General features: G+C 71.3%; 18 protein-coding genes. 4 read left to right on the top strand and 14 right to left on the bottom strand.

All coding sequences use genetic code 11. From position 1 onward, the window contains the following. The 13 genes from EDF47_RS02130 to ybaK form a co-directional block, all read right to left on the bottom strand. Nucleotides 1–399, bottom strand: coding sequence for a preprotein translocase subunit YajC (locus tag EDF47_RS02130; RefSeq protein ID WP_111084040.1), 399 nt, complete (start codon nucleotides 397–399; stop codon nucleotides 1–3). Between the two features lie 91 nt (nucleotides 400–490). Next, a complete protein-coding gene (ruvB, locus tag EDF47_RS02125; RefSeq protein ID WP_111084041.1) occupies nucleotides 491–1534 on the bottom strand; it encodes a Holliday junction branch migration DNA helicase RuvB in 1044 nt (347 codons plus the stop codon). After that, the gene (ruvA, locus tag EDF47_RS02120; protein ID WP_111084042.1) at nucleotides 1531–2151 is read right to left on the bottom strand and encodes a Holliday junction branch migration protein RuvA; all 621 of its coding nucleotides are present in this window, start codon (nucleotides 2149–2151) and stop codon (nucleotides 1531–1533) included. The genes ruvB and ruvA overlap by 4 nt, the downstream gene beginning before the upstream one ends. Continuing rightward, nucleotides 2148–2792: a crossover junction endodeoxyribonuclease RuvC gene (gene ruvC, locus EDF47_RS02115; protein ID WP_111084043.1), complete on the bottom strand. Its 645-nt coding sequence runs from the start codon at nucleotides 2790–2792 to the stop codon at nucleotides 2148–2150. Before ruvC ends, ruvA begins: the two co-directional genes overlap by 4 nt. A gap of 2 nt (nucleotides 2793–2794) precedes the next feature. Then, nucleotides 2795–3562 carry a YebC/PmpR family DNA-binding transcriptional regulator gene (locus tag EDF47_RS02110; RefSeq protein WP_111084044.1) on the bottom strand — a complete coding sequence of 256 codons (768 nt, stop codon included), beginning with the start codon at nucleotides 3560–3562 and terminating at the stop codon, nucleotides 2795–2797. A 141-nt stretch (nucleotides 3563–3703) separates the two neighbouring features. Next, nucleotides 3704–4315 (bottom strand): pyridoxal 5'-phosphate synthase glutaminase subunit PdxT, encoded by a 612-nt coding sequence (pdxT, locus tag EDF47_RS02105; RefSeq protein WP_131880090.1) that lies wholly within the window; start codon nucleotides 4313–4315, stop codon nucleotides 3704–3706. Next, complete coding sequence (gene pdxS / locus EDF47_RS02100) at nucleotides 4305–5225, bottom strand: pyridoxal 5'-phosphate synthase lyase subunit PdxS (protein ID WP_123292809.1); 921 nt, start codon at nucleotides 5223–5225, stop codon at nucleotides 4305–4307. The genes pdxT and pdxS overlap by 11 nt, the downstream gene beginning before the upstream one ends. Nucleotides 5226–5238: 13 nt before the next feature. Further along, a complete protein-coding gene (locus EDF47_RS02095) occupies nucleotides 5239–5808 on the bottom strand; it encodes an HIT domain-containing protein (protein WP_123671781.1) in 570 nt (189 codons plus the stop codon). Then, a complete protein-coding gene (gene thrS / locus EDF47_RS02090) occupies nucleotides 5808–7796 on the bottom strand; it encodes a threonine--tRNA ligase (protein ID WP_123292876.1) in 1989 nt (662 codons plus the stop codon). Before thrS ends, EDF47_RS02095 begins: the two co-directional genes overlap by 1 nt. A 103-nt stretch (nucleotides 7797–7899) precedes the next feature. After that, the gene (locus tag EDF47_RS02085; RefSeq protein WP_123292807.1) at nucleotides 7900–8442 is read right to left on the bottom strand and encodes an adenine phosphoribosyltransferase; all 543 of its coding nucleotides are present in this window, start codon (nucleotides 8440–8442) and stop codon (nucleotides 7900–7902) included. Between the two features lie 220 nt (nucleotides 8443–8662). Beyond that, entirely contained in the window at nucleotides 8663–8896 is a 234-nt protein-coding gene (locus EDF47_RS02080; protein ID WP_131880088.1) for a hypothetical protein, read from the bottom strand. Between the two features lie 648 nt (nucleotides 8897–9544). Beyond that, nucleotides 9545–12154: an ATP-dependent Clp protease ATP-binding subunit gene (locus EDF47_RS02075; protein ID WP_131880086.1), complete on the bottom strand. Its 2610-nt coding sequence runs from the start codon at nucleotides 12152–12154 to the stop codon at nucleotides 9545–9547. A 96-nt stretch (nucleotides 12155–12250) separates the two neighbouring features. Beyond that, entirely contained in the window at nucleotides 12251–12736 is a 486-nt protein-coding gene (gene ybaK / locus EDF47_RS02070) for a Cys-tRNA(Pro) deacylase (protein WP_111084051.1), read from the bottom strand. A gap of 66 nt (nucleotides 12737–12802) precedes the next feature. Here ybaK and EDF47_RS02065 point away from each other — a divergent pair, with 66 nt between their 5' ends. Together EDF47_RS02065 and yidC are read left to right on the top strand one after the other, a co-directional pair. Continuing rightward, complete coding sequence (locus EDF47_RS02065) at nucleotides 12803–13108, top strand: DUF6412 domain-containing protein (RefSeq protein WP_131880084.1); 306 nt, start codon at nucleotides 12803–12805, stop codon at nucleotides 13106–13108. A gap of 63 nt (nucleotides 13109–13171) precedes the next feature. Next, entirely contained in the window at nucleotides 13172–13915 is a 744-nt protein-coding gene (gene yidC, locus EDF47_RS02060) for a membrane protein insertase YidC (protein WP_131880082.1), read from the top strand. Between the two features lie 27 nt (nucleotides 13916–13942). On the opposite strand, the gene EDF47_RS02055 is transcribed toward yidC, so the two are convergent. Next, nucleotides 13943–14158, bottom strand: coding sequence for a hypothetical protein (locus EDF47_RS02055; protein WP_131880080.1), 216 nt, complete (start codon nucleotides 14156–14158; stop codon nucleotides 13943–13945). 95 nt (nucleotides 14159–14253) lie between these two features. Here EDF47_RS02055 and EDF47_RS02050 point away from each other — a divergent pair, with 95 nt between their 5' ends. Continuing rightward, nucleotides 14254–15237 (top strand): hypothetical protein, encoded by a 984-nt coding sequence (locus EDF47_RS02050; RefSeq protein WP_131880078.1) that lies wholly within the window; start codon nucleotides 14254–14256, stop codon nucleotides 15235–15237. Nucleotides 15238–15448: 211 nt separating this feature from the next. Continuing rightward, the gene (locus tag EDF47_RS02045) at nucleotides 15449–16801 is read left to right on the top strand and encodes an MFS transporter (protein WP_131880076.1); all 1353 of its coding nucleotides are present in this window, start codon (nucleotides 15449–15451) and stop codon (nucleotides 16799–16801) included. Nucleotides 16802–17114: the final 313 nt, after the last annotated feature.

Raw genomic sequence — 17114 nt, 5'->3', positions numbered from 1 at the left:
TCAGTCGTCGGACTTGCGCTTCGAGTCGGTCTCGTCGAGGCGGTCGTTGTCGACCCGCTCGCCGTAGACCGGCTCCCCGTTGAGTTCGGCGACGGGCTTGGCCTCGTCCTCCGGCGTCGCGGTGGTCTCGATGTCGGAGGCGCTGTCGTCGACGACGCGCGACAGGGTCTGGCGGTGCACGGTGACGACGGTGCCGGGGGCGATCTCGACGTCGGCGGTGACCTTCTCGTCGTCGACGGAGAGGAGCGTGCCGTACAGGCCGAAGGACAGCATCACGCGAGCACCCGGCACCATCTTGGTGGCGAGCTCGCCCTGCTGCTTCTTGCGCTTGCGGCTGTTGTAGAACATGAAGGCCGCGAACGCCACGACGATGACGATGAGGATGACTTCTTGACCCATGATGCAGTTGCCTTCTCTGGTTGCTCGGTTTCGGGCCGTAGCAGTCTAGGGCACGCCACTGTGCGTGGCATGTCACCCGACCGATCGGCCGCTAGTCGGTGGTGTCGGTGTCGTCGAACAGGCCCGGGAGCGGCCCGACGCCCTGCCCTGGGGTGAGGCCGAGGTGCCGCCACGCGACCGGGGTCGCGATGCGGCCGCGCGGGGTTCGCGTGACCAGACCGACCCGGACGAGGAAGGGCTCGACGACCGACTCGATGGTCTCGGACTCTTCTCCGACCGAGACCGCGAGGGTGTTCAGCCCCACCGGTCCGCCGTCGAAGCGGGTCAGCATGATCTCGACCACGGCGCGGTCGAGGCGGTCGAGCCCGAGCTCGTCGACGTCGTACAGATCGAGTGCACCCTGGACGGCCGCCATTCCGTCGGTGGTGCGGTGCACGAGGGCGTAGTCGCGGACCCGGCGGAGCAGCCGGTTCGCGATGCGCGGGGTGCCCCGGGAACGCCCGGCGATCTCCCGCAGCGCCGATCGGTCGATGTCGAGCTCGAGCAGGTGCGCGGCGCGGATCAGGACCTGTTCGAGTTCGTCCTTCTCGTAGAACTCGAGGTGCGCCGTGAAGCCGAAGCGGTCGCGGAGCGGGTTCGGCAGCAGGCCGGCGCGGGTGGTGGCACCGACCAGGGTGAACGGCGCGAGGTCGAGCGGGATGCTCGTCGCGCCGGCGCCCTTGCCCACCATGACGTCGATCCGGAAGTCCTCCATCGCCAGGTAGAGCATCTCTTCCGCCGAGCGCGCCATCCGGTGGATCTCGTCGATGAACAGGACCTCGCCCGGCACGAGCGACGACAGGACGGCAGCCAGGTCGCCCGCGTGCTGGATCGCCGGACCGCTCGACATCCGCAACGGACGCCCGGTCTCGTGCGCGACGATCATCGCCAGCGTGGTCTTGCCGAGGCCGGGAGGACCCGCCATCAGGATGTGGTCCGGGGTGCGGTCCTGCATGCCCGCGGCTTTGAGCAGCAGGTCGAGCTGCCCACGCACCTTCCGCTGGCCGACGAACTCGTCGAGCGACCGCGGCCGGAGTGCACCTTCGAACGCGAGTTCTTCCTGCGACTCGGCTCCGGCGGACGTGATGCCGCTCATCGACCGGCACCGGCGGGCCGGAGCGCACCGAGCGCGGCGCGGAGCAGCGCCTGCGTGCCCATGGCCGCGGCCCCTGGCTCGTTCGCGACGGTCTCGTCGACGGCGGTCTGTGCTGCGTCCTCGCGCCAGCCGAGGCCGATCAGTGCGGAGACGACGTCGGTCGCGGCCGGGTGGGCAGCAGTGCCGCGGCCGGCGGTGACGACGGCGGCCTGCTCGAACGCGGCGAGCTTGCCGGTGAGCGCGAGGATGATGAGCTTCGCGGTCTTCGGGCCGATGCCGGAGACCTTGCGGAAGGCGCCGTCGTCGTCCTTCGCGACGGCGTTCGCGACCTGCGACGGGTCCATGTGGGCCAGGACGCCCATCGCGGACTTGGGCCCGACACCCGTGACGCTGCGCAGCAGGTCGAACACCTGGAGGGCGTCGGTCGACTCGAAGCCGAAGAGCAGGTGCTCGTCTTCGCGCACGATCATCGCGGTGCGCACGAACACCTCGGACCCGTGGCGCATCGTCAGCGCGTGGGCCGGGGTCACGGTGACGGCGTACCCGACTCCCCCGGCCTCGATCACCACGCCGGAACCGGCGATGTCGATGCAGGTACCCCGGAGACTCGCGATCATGCCCCGAGCCTACGGCCGCCCACCGACGCGGCCGACGAGCCACGCGGTCGGGCCGCGGCAGCGGCCGCACGGGCGAGCGGGGAGTCGACGGTGCCGCCCTGTGCGTCGCGCCACGCGCGTTGTGCCGGGGTGAGGTTCGTGGCACGTTCACCGGCGACGTCCGGTGATCCGAGCCTCCAGGCATGGCACACGGCCAGCGCGAGCGCATCGGCGGCGTCGGCCGGCTTCGGGGCCTCGGCCAGACCGAGCACGCGCGCGATCATGGTCTGCACCTGGCGCTTGTCGGCGTTGCCGTAGCCGGTGACGGCCGCCTTGACCTCGGACGGCGTGTGCAGGCCGACGGGCAGCCCGCGGGCCGCCGCGGCGTGCAGCGCGAGCCCGGCCGCCTGGGCGGTGCCCATCACGGTGCGGACGTTCGCCTGCGCGAACACACGCTCGACGGCGACCGCGTCCGGGTGGTGCTCGTCGATCTCGGCGGCGATGCCGTCGGCGATGCGGAGCAGCCGCTGTTCGAGCGGCATGTCCGCCGGGGTGCGCACGACCGTCACGTGGACGAGCCGTGCGCGCCGGTTCGGTGCGACCTCGACGACGCCGACGCCGCACCGGGTGAGCCCGGGGTCCACCCCGAGCACACGGAGCACGGCTACTCGCCCTCGTCCTCGTCGAGCTCGGCCTGGACGTCCGCCGGCACGTCGAAGTTGGCGTAGACGTTCTGCACGTCGTCGCTGTCCTCGAGCGCGTCGATCAGGCGGAAGACCTTGCGGGCGGTCTCGGCGTCGACCGGCACCTTGAGGCCGGGGACGAACTCGGCGTCGGCCGAGTCGTAGTCGATACCGGCGTCCTGCAGCGCGGTGCGGGCCGCGACGAGGTCGCTCGCCTCGGTGATGATCTCGAAGCCGCCGCCCTGGTCGATGACGTCCTCGACACCGGCGTCGAGCACGGCGGTCATGACGGTGTCCTCGTCGAGGCCGTCGGTCTTCGTGACCGAGATGACGCCCTTGCGCGAGAAGTTGTAGGCGACGCTGCCCGGGTCGGCCATGGTGCCACCGTTGCGGGACATCGCCGTCCGGACCTCGGCCGCTGCGCGGTTCTTGTTGTCGGTGAGGCACTCGATCAGCATCGCGACGCCGTTCGGGGCGTAGCCCTCGTACATGATCGTCGTGTACTCGATCGACTCACCGGTCAGGCCGGCACCGCGCTTGACGGCGCGGTCGATGTTGTCGTTCGGGACCGAGGTCTTCTTGGCCTTCTGGATCGCGTCGACCAGCGTCGGGTTGCCCGACAGATCGGCGCCGCCCATCTTCGCGGCGACCTCGATGTTCTTGATGAGCTTGGCGAACGACTTGGCACGGCGGCCGTCGATGACGGCCTTCTTGTGCTTGGTCGTCGCCCACTTGGAATGCCCGGACACGGTTCTCCTTGCGTCTTGCGGAAAGTCGGGGTCAGTTTACCCAGCCGGGAGGCCCGGCGCCGCCCCGCCCCGCCGGTGCGGGCACGCAGGCGGCCGGGCCCAGGGCCCGCGGGCGGTCGTGCCCAGAGCCCGGGGGCCGCGTCAGGCGCTGCGCACCATGGCGAGGAAGCGGCGGTGGAAGCGGTCCTCGCCGGCGACCTCGGGGTGGAACGCACTGGCGAGGACGTTGCCCTGCTGCACCGCGACGACCTGCCCGTCCGCCAGCGCGCCGAGGACCTGGACGCCGGGGCCGTGCTGCTCCACCACCGGGGCACGGATGAAGACCGCGTGCACCGGGGCGTCGCCGAGCTCGGGCATCGGGACGTCCACCTCGAACGAGTCGTTCTGGCTGCCGAACGCGTTCCGTCGCACCGTGGTGTCGAGCACGTCGAGGGTCTGCTGGCCGCTGATGCCGTCGGTGATCCGCGACGACAGCATGATCATGCCGGCGCACGTGCCGTACGTCGGCAGGCCGTCGCGGATGGCAGCAGCGAGGGGCTCGGCGACGCCGAACGACCGGGACAGCTTGTCCATCACGCTCGACTCGCCGCCGGGGATCACGACGCCGTCGAGCGCCGCGATCTCCTCGGGTCGACGGAGGGGCACCACGTCGGCGCCGAGCTCCGTCAACGAGGCGATGTGCTCGCGGAAGTCACCCTGCAGCGCCAGGACCCCGATGCGGGGCCGGGCACTGCTCGTCGTGCTACCAGCCACGCTCGGCGAGGCGGTGCGGCGCGGGGACGTCGGCGACGTTGATGCCGACCATCGCCTCGCCCAGACCACGCGAGACCTCGGCGATGACCTTGGGGTCGTCGTGGAAGGTGACGGCCTTGACGATCGCCGCGGCACGCTTCGCCGGGTCGCCGGACTTGAAGATGCCGGAGCCGACGAACACGCCGTCCGCGCCGAGCTGCATCATCATCGCGGCGTCGGCCGGGGTGGCGACGCCACCGGCGGTGAAGAGCACGACGGGGAGCTTGCCGGTGCGGGCGACCTCGCGCACGATCTCGAACGGCGCCTGCAGTTCCTTGGCGGCGACGTAGAGCTCGTCTTCCTTGAGGTGGCGCAGCGCCGCGATCTCCTTGTTGATCGTGCGGATGTGCTTCGTGGCCTCGGACACGTCACCCGTGCCGGCCTCGCCCTTGGAACGGATCATCGCAGCGCCCTCGGTGATGCGACGGAGCGCCTCGCCCAGCTCGGTGGCACCGCAGACGAAGGGCGTGGTGAAGTTCCACTTGTCGATGTGGTTGACGTAGTCGGCGGGCGAGAGCACCTCGGACTCGTCGATGTAGTCGACGCCGAGCTCCTGCAGGATCTGCGCCTCGACGAAGTGGCCGATGCGGGCCTTCGCCATGACGGGGATCGACACGGCGGCGATGATCTCCTCGATCATCGACGGGTCGGACATGCGGGCGACGCCGCCCTGTGCGCGGATGTCGGCGGGGACACGCTCGAGGGCCATGACCGCGGTGGCGCCGGCTTCTTCCGCGATGCGGGCCTGCTCGGCGTCGACGACGTCCATGATGACGCCGCCCTTGAGCATCTCGGCGAGGCCGCGCTTGACGCGGTCGGAGCCGGTGATCGAGGTGCCAGGGGTGCCGGAGGTGCTGGTGCTGTCGCTCATGATGCCGATCAGTCTAGTCCGCTGCCGGCCAGCCCTCGGCGACCAGTCGGCGGGTGTCCCCGAGCATCTGGGACATCGACTTCGTCCGCGCGATGATCGGGAAGAAGTTCGCGTCGGACTGCCACCGCGGCACGATGTGCTGGTGCAGGTGTGCGGCGATGCCGGCTCCCGCAACCTCGCCCTGGTTCATGCCGATGTTGAAGCCGTCGCAGTGCGACACGGCGCGCAGGACCCGCATCGCGGTCTGGGTCAGCTCGCCCATCTCGCGGAGCTCGTCCGGAGTGGCCTCGTCGTACAGCGGCACGTGGCGGTACGGGCAGACCAGCAGGTGTCCGTTGTTGTACGGGAACAGGTTGAGCAGCACGTAGGCGTGCTCGCCCCGGGCGACGATGAGGGCGTCCTCGTCGGACTTCCGCGGTGCCTCGCAGAACGGGCAGTCGTCTGCGTGCCCGCGGCCCGTGCCCTCGCGCCCGGCGTCGATGTACGCCATCCGGTGCGGGTTCCACAGGCGCTGGAAGGCATCCGGGACGGCCGCACCGGTGGCGGCGTCCCGGATGACCAGCGGGTCCTGCTCGTCCGTCATCAGACCTGCGCGCGCTCGCGGATCGCCGTCAGGATGCGGTCGACCGCTTCGTCCACGGGTACGGCGTTGTCCTGGCGACCGTCACGGAAGCGGAACGAGACCGCACCGGCGTCGCGGTCGTCGCCGCCCGCGATGAGCTGGAACGGCACCTTCGCCTTGGTGTGCGTGCGGATCTTCTTCTGCATGCGGTCGTCCGAGTGGTCGACCTCGGCGCGGACGCCGTGCGACCGGAGCTTCGCGATGACCTCGTCGAGGTAGTCGCCGTACTCAGCCGCGACGGGGATGCCGACGACCTGCACCGGCGACAGCCAGGCCGGGAACGCGCCGGCGTAGTGCTCGGTCAGCACGCCGAAGAACCGCTCGATCGAGCCGAACAGCGCGCGGTGGATCATCACCGGGCGCTGGCGGGAGCCGTCGGCCGCGGTGTAGTCGATGCCGAAGCGCTCGGGCAGGTTGAAGTCGAGCTGCACGGTCGACATCTGCCACGTGCGGCCGATGGCGTCGCGGGCCTGCACCGAGATCTTCGGGCCGTAGAAGGCGGCTCCGGCGGGGTCGGGCACGAGCTCGAGACCGGACTCCTCGGCGACCTCGCGCAGGGTGTTCGTCGCGACGTCCCACACCTCGTCGTCACCGACGTACTTCTCCGGGTCCTTCGTCGAGAGCTCGAGGTAGAAGTCGTCGAGGCCGTAGTCGCGCAGCAGCGAGAGCACGAACTCGAGGGTGGTGGTCAGCTCCTCCTTCATCTTCTCCTGCGTGGTGAAGATGTGCGCGTCGTCCTGGGTCATGCCGCGGACCCGGGTGAGGCCGTGGATGACGCCCGACTTCTCGTTGCGGTAGACCGTGCCGAACTCGAACATCCGGAGCGGCAGGTCGCGGTAGGAACGCGGCTGCGAGCGGTACGCCAGGATGTGCATCGGGCAGTTCATCGGCTTGAGGTAGTAGTCGGCACCCTGACGCGTGACGTTGCCGTCCTCGTCCTTCGCCTCGTCCATGTGCATGGCCGGGAACATGCCGTCCTTGTACCAGCCGAGGTGCCCGGAGGTCTCGAACAGGTCGCCCTTGGTGATGTGCGGCGTGTAGACGAACGAGTAACCGTTCTCCTCGTGCCGACGGCGCGAGTAGTCCTCCATCTCGCGGCGGATGATGCCGCCCTTCGGGTGGAAGATCGCCAGGCCGGAACCGATCTCGTCGGGGAACGAGAACAGGTCGAGTTCGGCACCGAGCTTGCGGTGGTCGCGCTTGGCGGCCTCTTCGAGGCGCACCAGGTAGGCCTTGAGCTGGTCCTTGTCGGGCCACGCGGTGCCGTAGATGCGCTGCAGCTGCGGGTTCTTCTCGGAGCCGCGCCAGTAGGCAGCGGCGACGCGCATGAGCTTCGCGGCGTTGCCGATCCAGCGGGTGTGCGGCACGTGCGGGCCCCGGCAGAGGTCCTGCCAGACGACCTCGCCCGACTTCGGGTCGACGTTCTCGTACACGGTGAGCTCGCCGGCGCCGACCTCGACGCTCTCGCCGGAGTCGCCGTCGGTCGCCGCACCCTTGAGCCCGATGAGCTCCTGCTTGTACGGCTCCCCCGCCATCAGCTCGCGCGCCTGCTCGTCGGTGACGACCACGCGGCGGAAACGCTGGGCCTGCTTGACGATGCGGTCCATGCCCTTCTCGATGGCCTTGAGGTCCTCGGGGGTGAAGGGCTCGGCGACGTCGAAGTCGTAGTAGAAGCCGTCGGTGACGGGCGGCCCGATGCCGAGCTTGGCCTCGGGGTTGATCTGCTGGACGGCCTGCGCGAGCACGTGCGCGGCCGAGTGGCGGAGGATGTCGAGCCCGTCCTGCTCCTGCAGGGTGACGGCCTCGGCGGTCTCGCCGGCGGCGACGTCGGCAGCGAGGTCCTTCAGGACACCGTCGACGCGGATCGCGACGACGCCGCGCTCACCGTCGAAGAGCTCGGTGCCCGTCGTGGTCGTCGTCGCGGTGCGGGGCTCGGGTGCCTGGGGCACGGCTGCGGGCTCGGCGCTCTCCGGCGCTGCGGCGACTGACTCGGTCACGATGATGGGACTCCTCGATCGAAATGGTGCGTCAAGACTAGTGCGCGCGTTGGGCTCAGGCGGGCACGGCGCCGAGCGTCGTGACGGGCAGGCGCGGCTCGAGTCGCTCGCGTCCGTTCAGCCCGTCCAGCTCGAGCAGCGCGGCGAACCCGACCGCCTGGTAGCCCGCGCGTTCGAGCAGCGTGATGGTGGCGGCGCCGGTCCCACCGGTGGCGAGGACGTCGTCGACGACGAGGACCCTGGTGCCCGCGGGGAGCTGGCCCGGACGCAGCTCGAGCTCGGCCTCGCCGTACTCGAGTGCGTACTGCTCGCTGAGGACCTCGCCCGGCAGCTTGCCGGCCTTGCGCACGGTGAGCACGCCCACCTGGTGCTGCGCGGCGATCCCGCCGGCGAGGGCGAAGCCCCGCGCCTCGATGCCAGCGACGGCGTCGAACCCGGCACCGACGGCGAACGGCGCGGCGAGTGCCTCGCACACGCGGCCGAACGCGACGGCGTCCGAGAACACCGGCGTCACGTCGCGGAACAGCACCCCCGGCTTCGGGAAGTCCGGGACGACGGCGGTCAGGCGTTCGACGAGTGCAGCTGCGGTTTCGGTCACCCGCCAACGGTACGGGAGGCCCGGGGTGCGTCCGACACATCGGCGCACGGTGCGAGCTCGGTCGCGCCGTGCCCGGTCGTCGGTGCGGCGCACGGTGGGGGTTACGTCGGCCGGTGCGCCGACGGTGGCTCGGTGCGGGGTTGTCCCCTCGCACCGAGCCACCAAGCGGGCACGGGACGGCGACGGTCGCACGGTGCGACGGTGGGGTGTCCGATCCGGCTCAGCGCCAGGCGCGCATGAGTGCGGCCTGCAGGAGCAGGTCGTTCTCGCGCTGCTGCCGCTCGCGGTCGAGCTGCAGCCGTGTTGCGTGGTCGATCACCGGACGGTCCCGGCGGGTCCGGCGGCTCCAGATGATGAGCGACATGCCGATGCGCAGCGCGATGCGGTCGGTGAGGGAGACCCGGTGGCGCGCTGCGCGGGTATCGGGAGGACGGGTGGCGGTCTTCGATGACACGGTGATCCCTTTCAGGGCATGACGGAGCTGCCCGGCACACGGGCAGGAGTGGATCGCCCGGAACACGGGCAGGACAAAATGAATGCGTGAGAATGCATTCCGCGGTCACCGGAGGAATGTCCGACGACGCGGTACTGAATGACTTCCGGTACCGAGAGCGTCGCACCGACCGCCGACATTCTCCGGCCACGATCGACGCAGTCCGATCGCGTGCACGGAGCACACGGATCGGGACCGATCGGCGATCGACGGAGCCGGTTCGACGCGAGCCAGAACGGCTCAGCGCGAAGTGTCAGGCGACGGACTCGTCACGAGACGAGGATCGAAGGACACAGATGTCGGCAGAAGGCGGAACGCTCCGGGTCAGCGGACGCGGAACGGGGTGCCGACGCGTCCACGGATTCCACGGAACGGAGTGGTTGCGGTGATCATCATGGTCGGCCCCCTTTCGGTCTCGAGCTGTCGGAGTCGTCCCCCGGCTGCACTGCAGCGGTTCGCGACGAGTGAACACTATCGGCCCCGCAATTCGCAGCGCAACCCCTTTCTCCGATTTCTCCGGAATTGCATTCCCGAACACCCCGCAGCGCACCCGGACGCCACGAAGGCCCGGTACCGAATCGGTACCGGGCCTTCGTGGGCGAACGGCTGCTACAGCGTCGCGGGTTCCACCACCGCTGCCGTCAGCACGCCGTCGACGACGTCGATCCGCACGGTGTCCCCGGCGGTCACGCCACCGTCGACCACGAGCGTCGCGATGCGGTCGTCGACCTCGCGCTGGATGAGCCGGCGGAGCGGACGGGCGCCGTACTCGGGCTCGTACCCGTGCTCGGCGAGCCAGTCGACCGCGGCGTCGGACACGGAGAGCACCATGTCCTGCGCGACGAGCCGGAGCGCCGTGTCCTGCAGCAGCAGTGACACGATCGACGTGATCTGCGACCGGTCGAGCTTGCGGAAGAGCACGATCTCGTCGATGCGGTTGATGAACTCCGGCCGCATGGCCTCGCGGAGCTTGCCCATCACCCGGGCGCGGAGGTCGTCCTCGCCGTACCCGTCAGTGGAACCCACGGGCGCGAAGCCGAGGGCGCCCGACCGCGAGGCCAGGAACTCCGAGCCGATGTTCGACGTCATGATCACGACCGTGTTCCGGAAGTCCACCGTGCGCCCCTGGCCGTCGGTCAGTCGACCGTCGTCCAGCACCTGCAGCAGCAGGTTGAACACGTCGGGGTGCGCCTTCTCGACCTCGTCGAGCAGGATCACCGAGTACGGGTTCCGGCGCACGCGTTCGGTGAGCTGCCCGGCCTCGTCGTAGCCGACGTACCCGGGAGGCGCCCCGACCAGCCGCGAGACGGTGTGCCGCTCGCCGAACTCGCTCATGTCGAAGCGGAGCATGGCGGACTCGTCACCGAACAGCGACGACGCCAGGGCCTTCGCCAGTTCGGTCTTGCCGACGCCGCTCGGGCCGAGGAACAGGAAGCTCCCGACGGGTCGACGCTGGTCGCCCATGCCGGTCCGGCTGCGTCGGACGGCCTTCGCGATCGCCGCGACGGCGTCGTCCTGGCCGACGACGCGCTCGTGCAGTTCCTGCTCGAGCACGGCGAGCCGCGAGCGGTCGCCCTGGGTCAGGCGCGTCGCCGGGATGCCGGTGGCACGCGACACCACACCGGCGATGTCGCGTTCCGTGATCGAGGTGCCCGCGGATTCCGGACGGGAGGCGCGGGGAACGTCCGCCGACGTGGCGGCGGCGATCCGGGCCTCCAGTCCGACCGTCTCGTCGCGCAGGCGCGACGCCTCTTCGTACAGTTCCTCGGCGACCGCGCGGTCCTTCTCGGCGAGCAGCTCGGCGACCTGGTCGCGCAGGGCCTCGACGTCGACGGCACCCGAGCGGGCGAGCCGGCGCCGTGCGCCGGCCTGGTCGATGAGGTCGATGGCCTTGTCCGGCAGGTGCCGGTCGGTGACGTACCGGTGCGAGAGCTCGACGGCGGCGCGCAGCGACTCCGGCGTGTAGACGACGCCGTGGTGCTCCTCGTACCGGGGTGCGAGGCCGGTCAGGATCGCGACGGCGTCCTCGACGCTCGGCTCCCCGACCGTGACCGGCTGGAAGCGACGCTCGAGTGCGGCGTCCTTCTCGATCCGGCGGTACTCGTTCAGGGTGGTCGCGCCGACCAGGTGCAGGTCGCCGCGGGCGAGCCGGGGCTTGAGGATGTTGCCGGCGTCCATCGAGCCGCCCTCACCGCCCCCACCGGCGCCGACGACGGTGTGGAGCTCGTCGACGAAGACGATGAGCTCGTCGGCGTGCGCCGCGATCTCGTCCATGGCCTTCGTCAGGCGCTCCTCGAAGTCGCCGCGGTACCGGGTGCCGGCGAGCATGCCGGGCAGGTCGAGGGCGACGACCCGCTTGCCCTGCAGCAGCGACGGGACGTCGCCGTCGACGATGCGCTGGGCGAGTCCCTCGACGATGGCGGTCTTCCCGACGCCGGGCTCGCCGATCAGGACGGGGTTGTTCTTGGTGCGACGGAGCAGGATCTCGACCGCCTGCTCGATCTCGTCGGCACGACCGATGACGGGGTCGATGCGACCGTCACGGGCCCGCGCGGTGAGGTCGGTGCCGAACTGGTCGAGGGTCGGGGTGTCGCTGTCGCCGTCGGTGTCGGCCGTTCCGGTCGCTGCACCGGTTCCTGGCATGGGGCGCCCCTCTCGTGCTGCTGCCGCGGCCTGCTGGGCGTAGTCCTGCATGGCCTGCGGGGTGACACCGGCGCTGGCGAGCAGCTGCCCGGTGACGGTCTCCTGGTCGGTCACGAGCGCGAAGAAGACGTGCTCGGGGTCGGTGTAGGTGCTGCCGAAGCCCCGCGCGGCCTGGGTGGCCTCGACGAGGATGCGCTGCGCCGTGCCGGTCAGGGCAGGACGACCGGTCTGCTCGGGCTGCGGCTCGCGGGCCATCGGCAGGCGCTGCTCGATCTCGGCGGCGAGGCGCTCGGGGTCGACCTCGGCGGAACGGACGACGGCGTCGAACGGCTCAGTGCGGACGAGCAGGTGCAACAGGTGCAGCGCGTCGAGCTCGTGCTGCCCCTGCGACACCGCGTACTCGGCGGTGTGCTGGAGCAGCTCGTGGGTACGGCGGCTGAGGAGCCGCGTGATGTCCACCGGTCGGCCGAACGCACGGGGGCGCTGCGGGTCACCGGTGTTCTGCGCCGCGAGGAGGCGGGCGAGGAACTCGTCGAACGAGTCACTGCCGCCGGTCGGGCCGAACGTCTCTGGCAAAGGGACCTCCTGGGGAACTTGAGTGCCTTCGACTCAATGCAACGCAGGAGTGCCGGGGTCATTCCCGGTCACGGGAGAAACTTGCGGCGACTCGACTCAGGTCCGCGCGATCGCTGCCGAGATCGCCTCGGTGACCCGCGCGAGGTCGGCCGGAGCCACCTCGATGTCGAACCCGCGGCGCCCGCCGGAGACGAAGATGCTGTCGTACGCCAGGGCCGACTCGTCGAGCACGGTCCGGATCCGGGACTTCTGGCCGACCGGGCTGATGCCACCGACGACGTACCCGGTGCGCTTCTCGGCGAGGGCCGGATCGGCCAGTGTCGCCTTCTTACCCCCGACCGCCGCTGCGATGGCCTTGAGGTCGAGCCGGTTCGCCACCGGCACGATCGCCACCGCCAGTGCGCCGTCGACCGAGACGACCAGGGTCTTGAAGACCTGCTCCTCGCGGAGGCCGAGTGCGGCGGCGGCCTCCTCGCCGAAGTTCGTGGCGCTCTCGTGGTGGTCGTACACGTGCGGCGTGTACGACACCCCGGCTCGGTCGAGCGCGACGGTCGCTGGGGTGCTCGGCGAACCTGCGGTCATGCGGCGATCCTCTCCCGCGCTGCCGTCCTGTCCGTGGCGGCACGCGGGCGTTACGCTGAACCGACCATGACCGTCGCCCTGCTGATCCTCCGCGCCGCCGCCGCGCTGGTGCTCGGGGCGCCCGCGGTCGGCGACCCCGCAGCCGGCGCCCTGCCGCTGCTGGCAGTGGCCGCGCTCGGCCTGACGGCCGTCGCCGTGGCGGTCGTCGTTGCACAGGTCCTGGCCACGGTGCTGGCGACGGTGCTCGGGCTGCGGTCGACGGGCGTCGAACCCGCTGCGGTACCGGATCTCGTCACCCGCATCGCGTGGAGCCACCCCGATGCCGACGGGCACGTCCGATCGCGTGCTCCGGGAGTCGTCGCCCCGGCCTGACCACCGACCGGTGGCCGGGCCCCTCGTGACCCCTCCTGCGAACCACCACCGATCGGAACCGTCATGGACCTGTCCACCCTGCCCCTCGTCGGCCCGCTGCTGCAGGGCGGCGCGGACCTCGTCGCCGCCCTGACCGCGGCCCTCTCCCCCGCCACCGGATCGTTCGCCGCGGCGATCGCCGTCGTGCTCCTCACCCTGGCCGTCCGGGCCGTGCTCGTGCCGCTGTCCGTCCTGCAGGTCCGAGCGGAGCGCGACCGACGTCGGCTCGCGCCGCAGCTCGCCGCCCTGCGGAAGCGCCACGGGAAGAACGCCGAGCAGCTGCAGCGCGCCGTCCAGCAGCTCTACACGAACGAGAAGGTCTCACCCCTGGCCGGATGCCTGCCCGTCCTCGCGCAGGCTCCGGTGCTGTCCCTCGTCTACGCCCTGTTCACGCACGCGTCGATCGGCGGAACGGCCAATGCCCTGCTCGAGGCCACCTTGGTCGGGGTCCCGCTCGGGCACTCGCTCGTCGTCACGCTGACGTCGCCGCTCTGGGTGCACGCTTGGGTCGTCATCCTCCTGCTGGCCGTGCTCGCCGTCGTCGTGGAGCTCAGCCGCCGCGCGAACCTGCGCTGGAACCCGCTGCCGACACCCGAGCGGGGCGCCCAGGTGCCCGGTGCGGCAGCGACCACCGCGATCGGACGGTTCGCGCCGTTCATCACGGTCGTGTTCGCCGCGCTCGCGCCACTCGCCGCCGCGCTGTACGTCGTGACGAGCGCCGCGTGGACGGCGGGCGAGCGGGCCGTGCTGCGCCGGGTGATCCGGTAGCGCGGGCGCGTGACGTCGGGCCCGGCGTCAGCCGCCCTGGCCCTCCTGCTGCGGCCCCTGGTCCACCGGGTCGTACTCGGTGCCGCGACCCTGTTCCTCGTCGGCGGTCGGCACGTGGCGCTCCGTGCCGGTCCCGCCGGGGCTCGTGGCCACGTAGTCGGCCTCGCCGGACTGGGTGTCGTGGCTCAGCGGCTCGAGGGTCTCCGGGGCGACGTCGTGTCGCGGTTCGGGTTCGGTGCTCATGCGTCACGCCTACTCCCCTCGTTCTGGGTGCGCGCCGCCGCCCCGGCAGTGCCACGATGAAGGGAGTCCACGCGACCGGCAGATCGGGAGTGCGCATGGCCCACGACGACGTGGCAGCGGAACGGGCACGGCTCGAGGCCGTCGCCTGGGGAGCGGCATCGAGCCCCGCCGACGCGGCGCGCGCCCGGATCGCGCTGCAGGACCTGGCGAGCGGGCGGCGGCCGGGTGGACGGCGAGCGGTCGCGGGAGTCGCCTCCGACACGGGGCCCGACGGGCGGCCGGGAGGCACGGCCCCGGCCAGCGGGCAGGTCGCGTCCCCCGAGCGGTCGGCTCCACTGCCCGGCTCGTCGCCAGAACGGTCGGCTCCACCGTCCGTGCCCTCGCCGGAGCGCCCGGCCCCGCAGCGCGCGACGGTTGCTGCCGAGCCGGATCCATCGCTGCGAACGGACCCGACCCCGCGAACGGATGCCGGACCGTGGGCGGCGACCGAAGCCCGAGAACCCGACCGTCCCGACGACACGGGTGACGACGGCGGGGGTGAGCCGGGCCTCCCGGTCGGACCGACGCGACGGTCCCGGTGGCGCACGCTGCTCTGGACGGAGCGGCCACGCGTCTGGATCGCGCTCGGCGCGGCAGCGGCGGTCGGGGTGGCGTTCGCCGCCGGCACCGTCGTCGGGCCCGTGCGCGGCGACGTCGCAGCGGCACCGAGCGTCACGCCGACGGCGGGCACGGTCACGCTCGAGCAGCTGCTCGACGTGCCGCAGACGTACGCCGACCAGCTGCCGGGGCCGGTGGAGGCACCCGTGAGCCTGCACTCCACGCGGCTCCTGTTCACGAACCGTGCGTTGGACGGCGGCTCGTTCGACACGCCGTGGGCCGTGTGGGCCGGGGTCGGCACGGACCGGTCGACGATCTGCCTGGTGGCGACGGCGAACCGGATCGAGTCGTCGACGGCGTGCTTCCCCCGCGAGGCGGCACTGCACGGCTCGGTGTCGATGTCCGCGCAGTCGATGAGCGGGACGTTGACGATCGCGCTCCGGGGCGGCGGCGTGCAGGGTCGGGTGACGAACGAGAACTGAGGGCGCGGATTGTTGGAGCGCTCCGAGAATCTCCGCTGACCCCTCGCGGGCTGCGGTCCATCGTGCCACACTGGATGAGCGCACTCGCCGTGGAGTCGTACCCACATCACCCACATCCACAGCGAGCGCGCCCCGCAGACCTCCCGGTCATCGTCGTTCCCCCGAACGGCACCGTCGCGCGCTCGCCCGTGCCCCGGAGGAGGTCAGCAGCGTGTCCACCAACACCACCACCTCGGCCGTGTCGACGAACACGCGGCCGATCACCGTCACCACCCAGTCCATCGTCGGCATCGCCGTCCTCGGGTTGGCGACGTTCTTCGCCATCACCACCGAGCTCATGCCCGTCGGGCTGCTCGGCACGATGAGCGCCGACCTCGGTGTGTCCGAGGCCACCATGGGCATCGTCGTCACCGTGTACGCGGGCGCCGTGGCACTCCTGGCGCTCCCGCTCACCGCCTTCACCGCCAAGCTCCCCCGCAAGGCCGTGCTCGTGTCGACGCTCGTCGGCTACACGGTGTCGAACCTCATGATCGCGTTCGCACCGTCGTTCGCCGTCGTCTGCGCCGGCCGGGTCGTCGGCGGCATCGCGCACGCGCTGTTCTTCTCGGTCGCCTCGGCGTACGCCACCCGGATCGTGCCGCCGCGCCTGGCCGGTCGCGCCATCGCGTTCGTGTACTCGGGCAGCTCGCTCGGCTTCGTGCTCGGCGTGCCCGTCGCCACCTGGGTCGCGCAGCACATCGGCTGGCGTCCCGCCGTGTTCTCGATCGGTGTCGCCGCCGCCGTGCTCGCCGCCGTGGCGCTGCTGTTCCTGCCCGCCGTCAGTGGTGCCTCGTCGCCGCACATCGGGTCCCCGAAGGCCTGGGCACGCACCGGGCTGCTGTCCGTCGTGATCGCCGACCTGCTCCTGTTCGCCGGGCACTACGTCGTCTACACCTACGTCGGGCCCTACGCGATCGACGCGGGACTCGACGCCTCGATGGTGAGCGGTGCGCTGCTCGTCCTGGGCGGCACCGGGGTGATCGGCCTCTGGCTCGCGGGCATGTTCGTCGACCGGGCGCCCCGCCAGACCCTCATCGCCGCCGTCGCCGTGATGGCCGTCGCGTTCGCCGCGATGCCGTTCGTGCACGGCTCCCTGGTCGGCACGATGGTCGTCGCCGGCGTGTGGATGGCCGCGAACGGCACGACGGGCACGCTCTTCATGGCTGCCGCGATCCGTTCCGGAGGCGTCTCCCCCGACATCGCCGGCGCGCTCATCAACGGTGCGTCGAACATCGGCATCGCGGGCGGTGCAGCCATCGGTGGGCAGGCGCTCGGGATCGTCGGGTTGCAGTACCTGCCGTTCGCCGGTGGTGCCGTGCTGCTGGGGTCGCTCGGGGTCGTCGTGCTGGCGCGTCGGGGCTTCCCGGTGCACACGGTCGGGCAGGAGCACCTGTCGACGTCGTCGATCGAGGCGATCACGTCCTCGCTCGCGGTGGTCACCACGTCGGTTCCCGTCGTCGGTCGGGCGATCCAGACCCTGACGGGCTCGGTCGCGACGGTCACGGGCTCGCACCGCACGCAGTAGCGCGGCGCGCGGGCGGCGCGGCGTCGGGTGGCGTCGTCGTCGTCGTCCTCGTCGGCCTCGCGCTGCGCCGAGGTTCCGAAATCTCGGCATCTCGGCGGTCCTGGCGGCGATCCGTGGAACCTCGGCGGTGCAGCGGCGGCATGCCGTGGAACCTCGGCGTCGAGGCCCGGGCGTGGCGTCGTCGCGGCGGCGCGTGGCGGCGTGTGGCGAGGGGCCGCGGCGACATGCCATGCGCGCGGCGTCGAGGTTCCACGAACTGCCGTTCGCGTTGCGCTGAGGTTCCACGAACTGCCGTTCGGGACGCCGAGATGGG

Source organism: Curtobacterium sp. PhB190, assembly GCF_004365385.1.
Classification (GTDB): domain Bacteria; phylum Actinomycetota; class Actinomycetes; order Actinomycetales; family Microbacteriaceae; genus Curtobacterium.
This window is presented reverse-complemented; position numbering and strand designations above follow the sequence as displayed.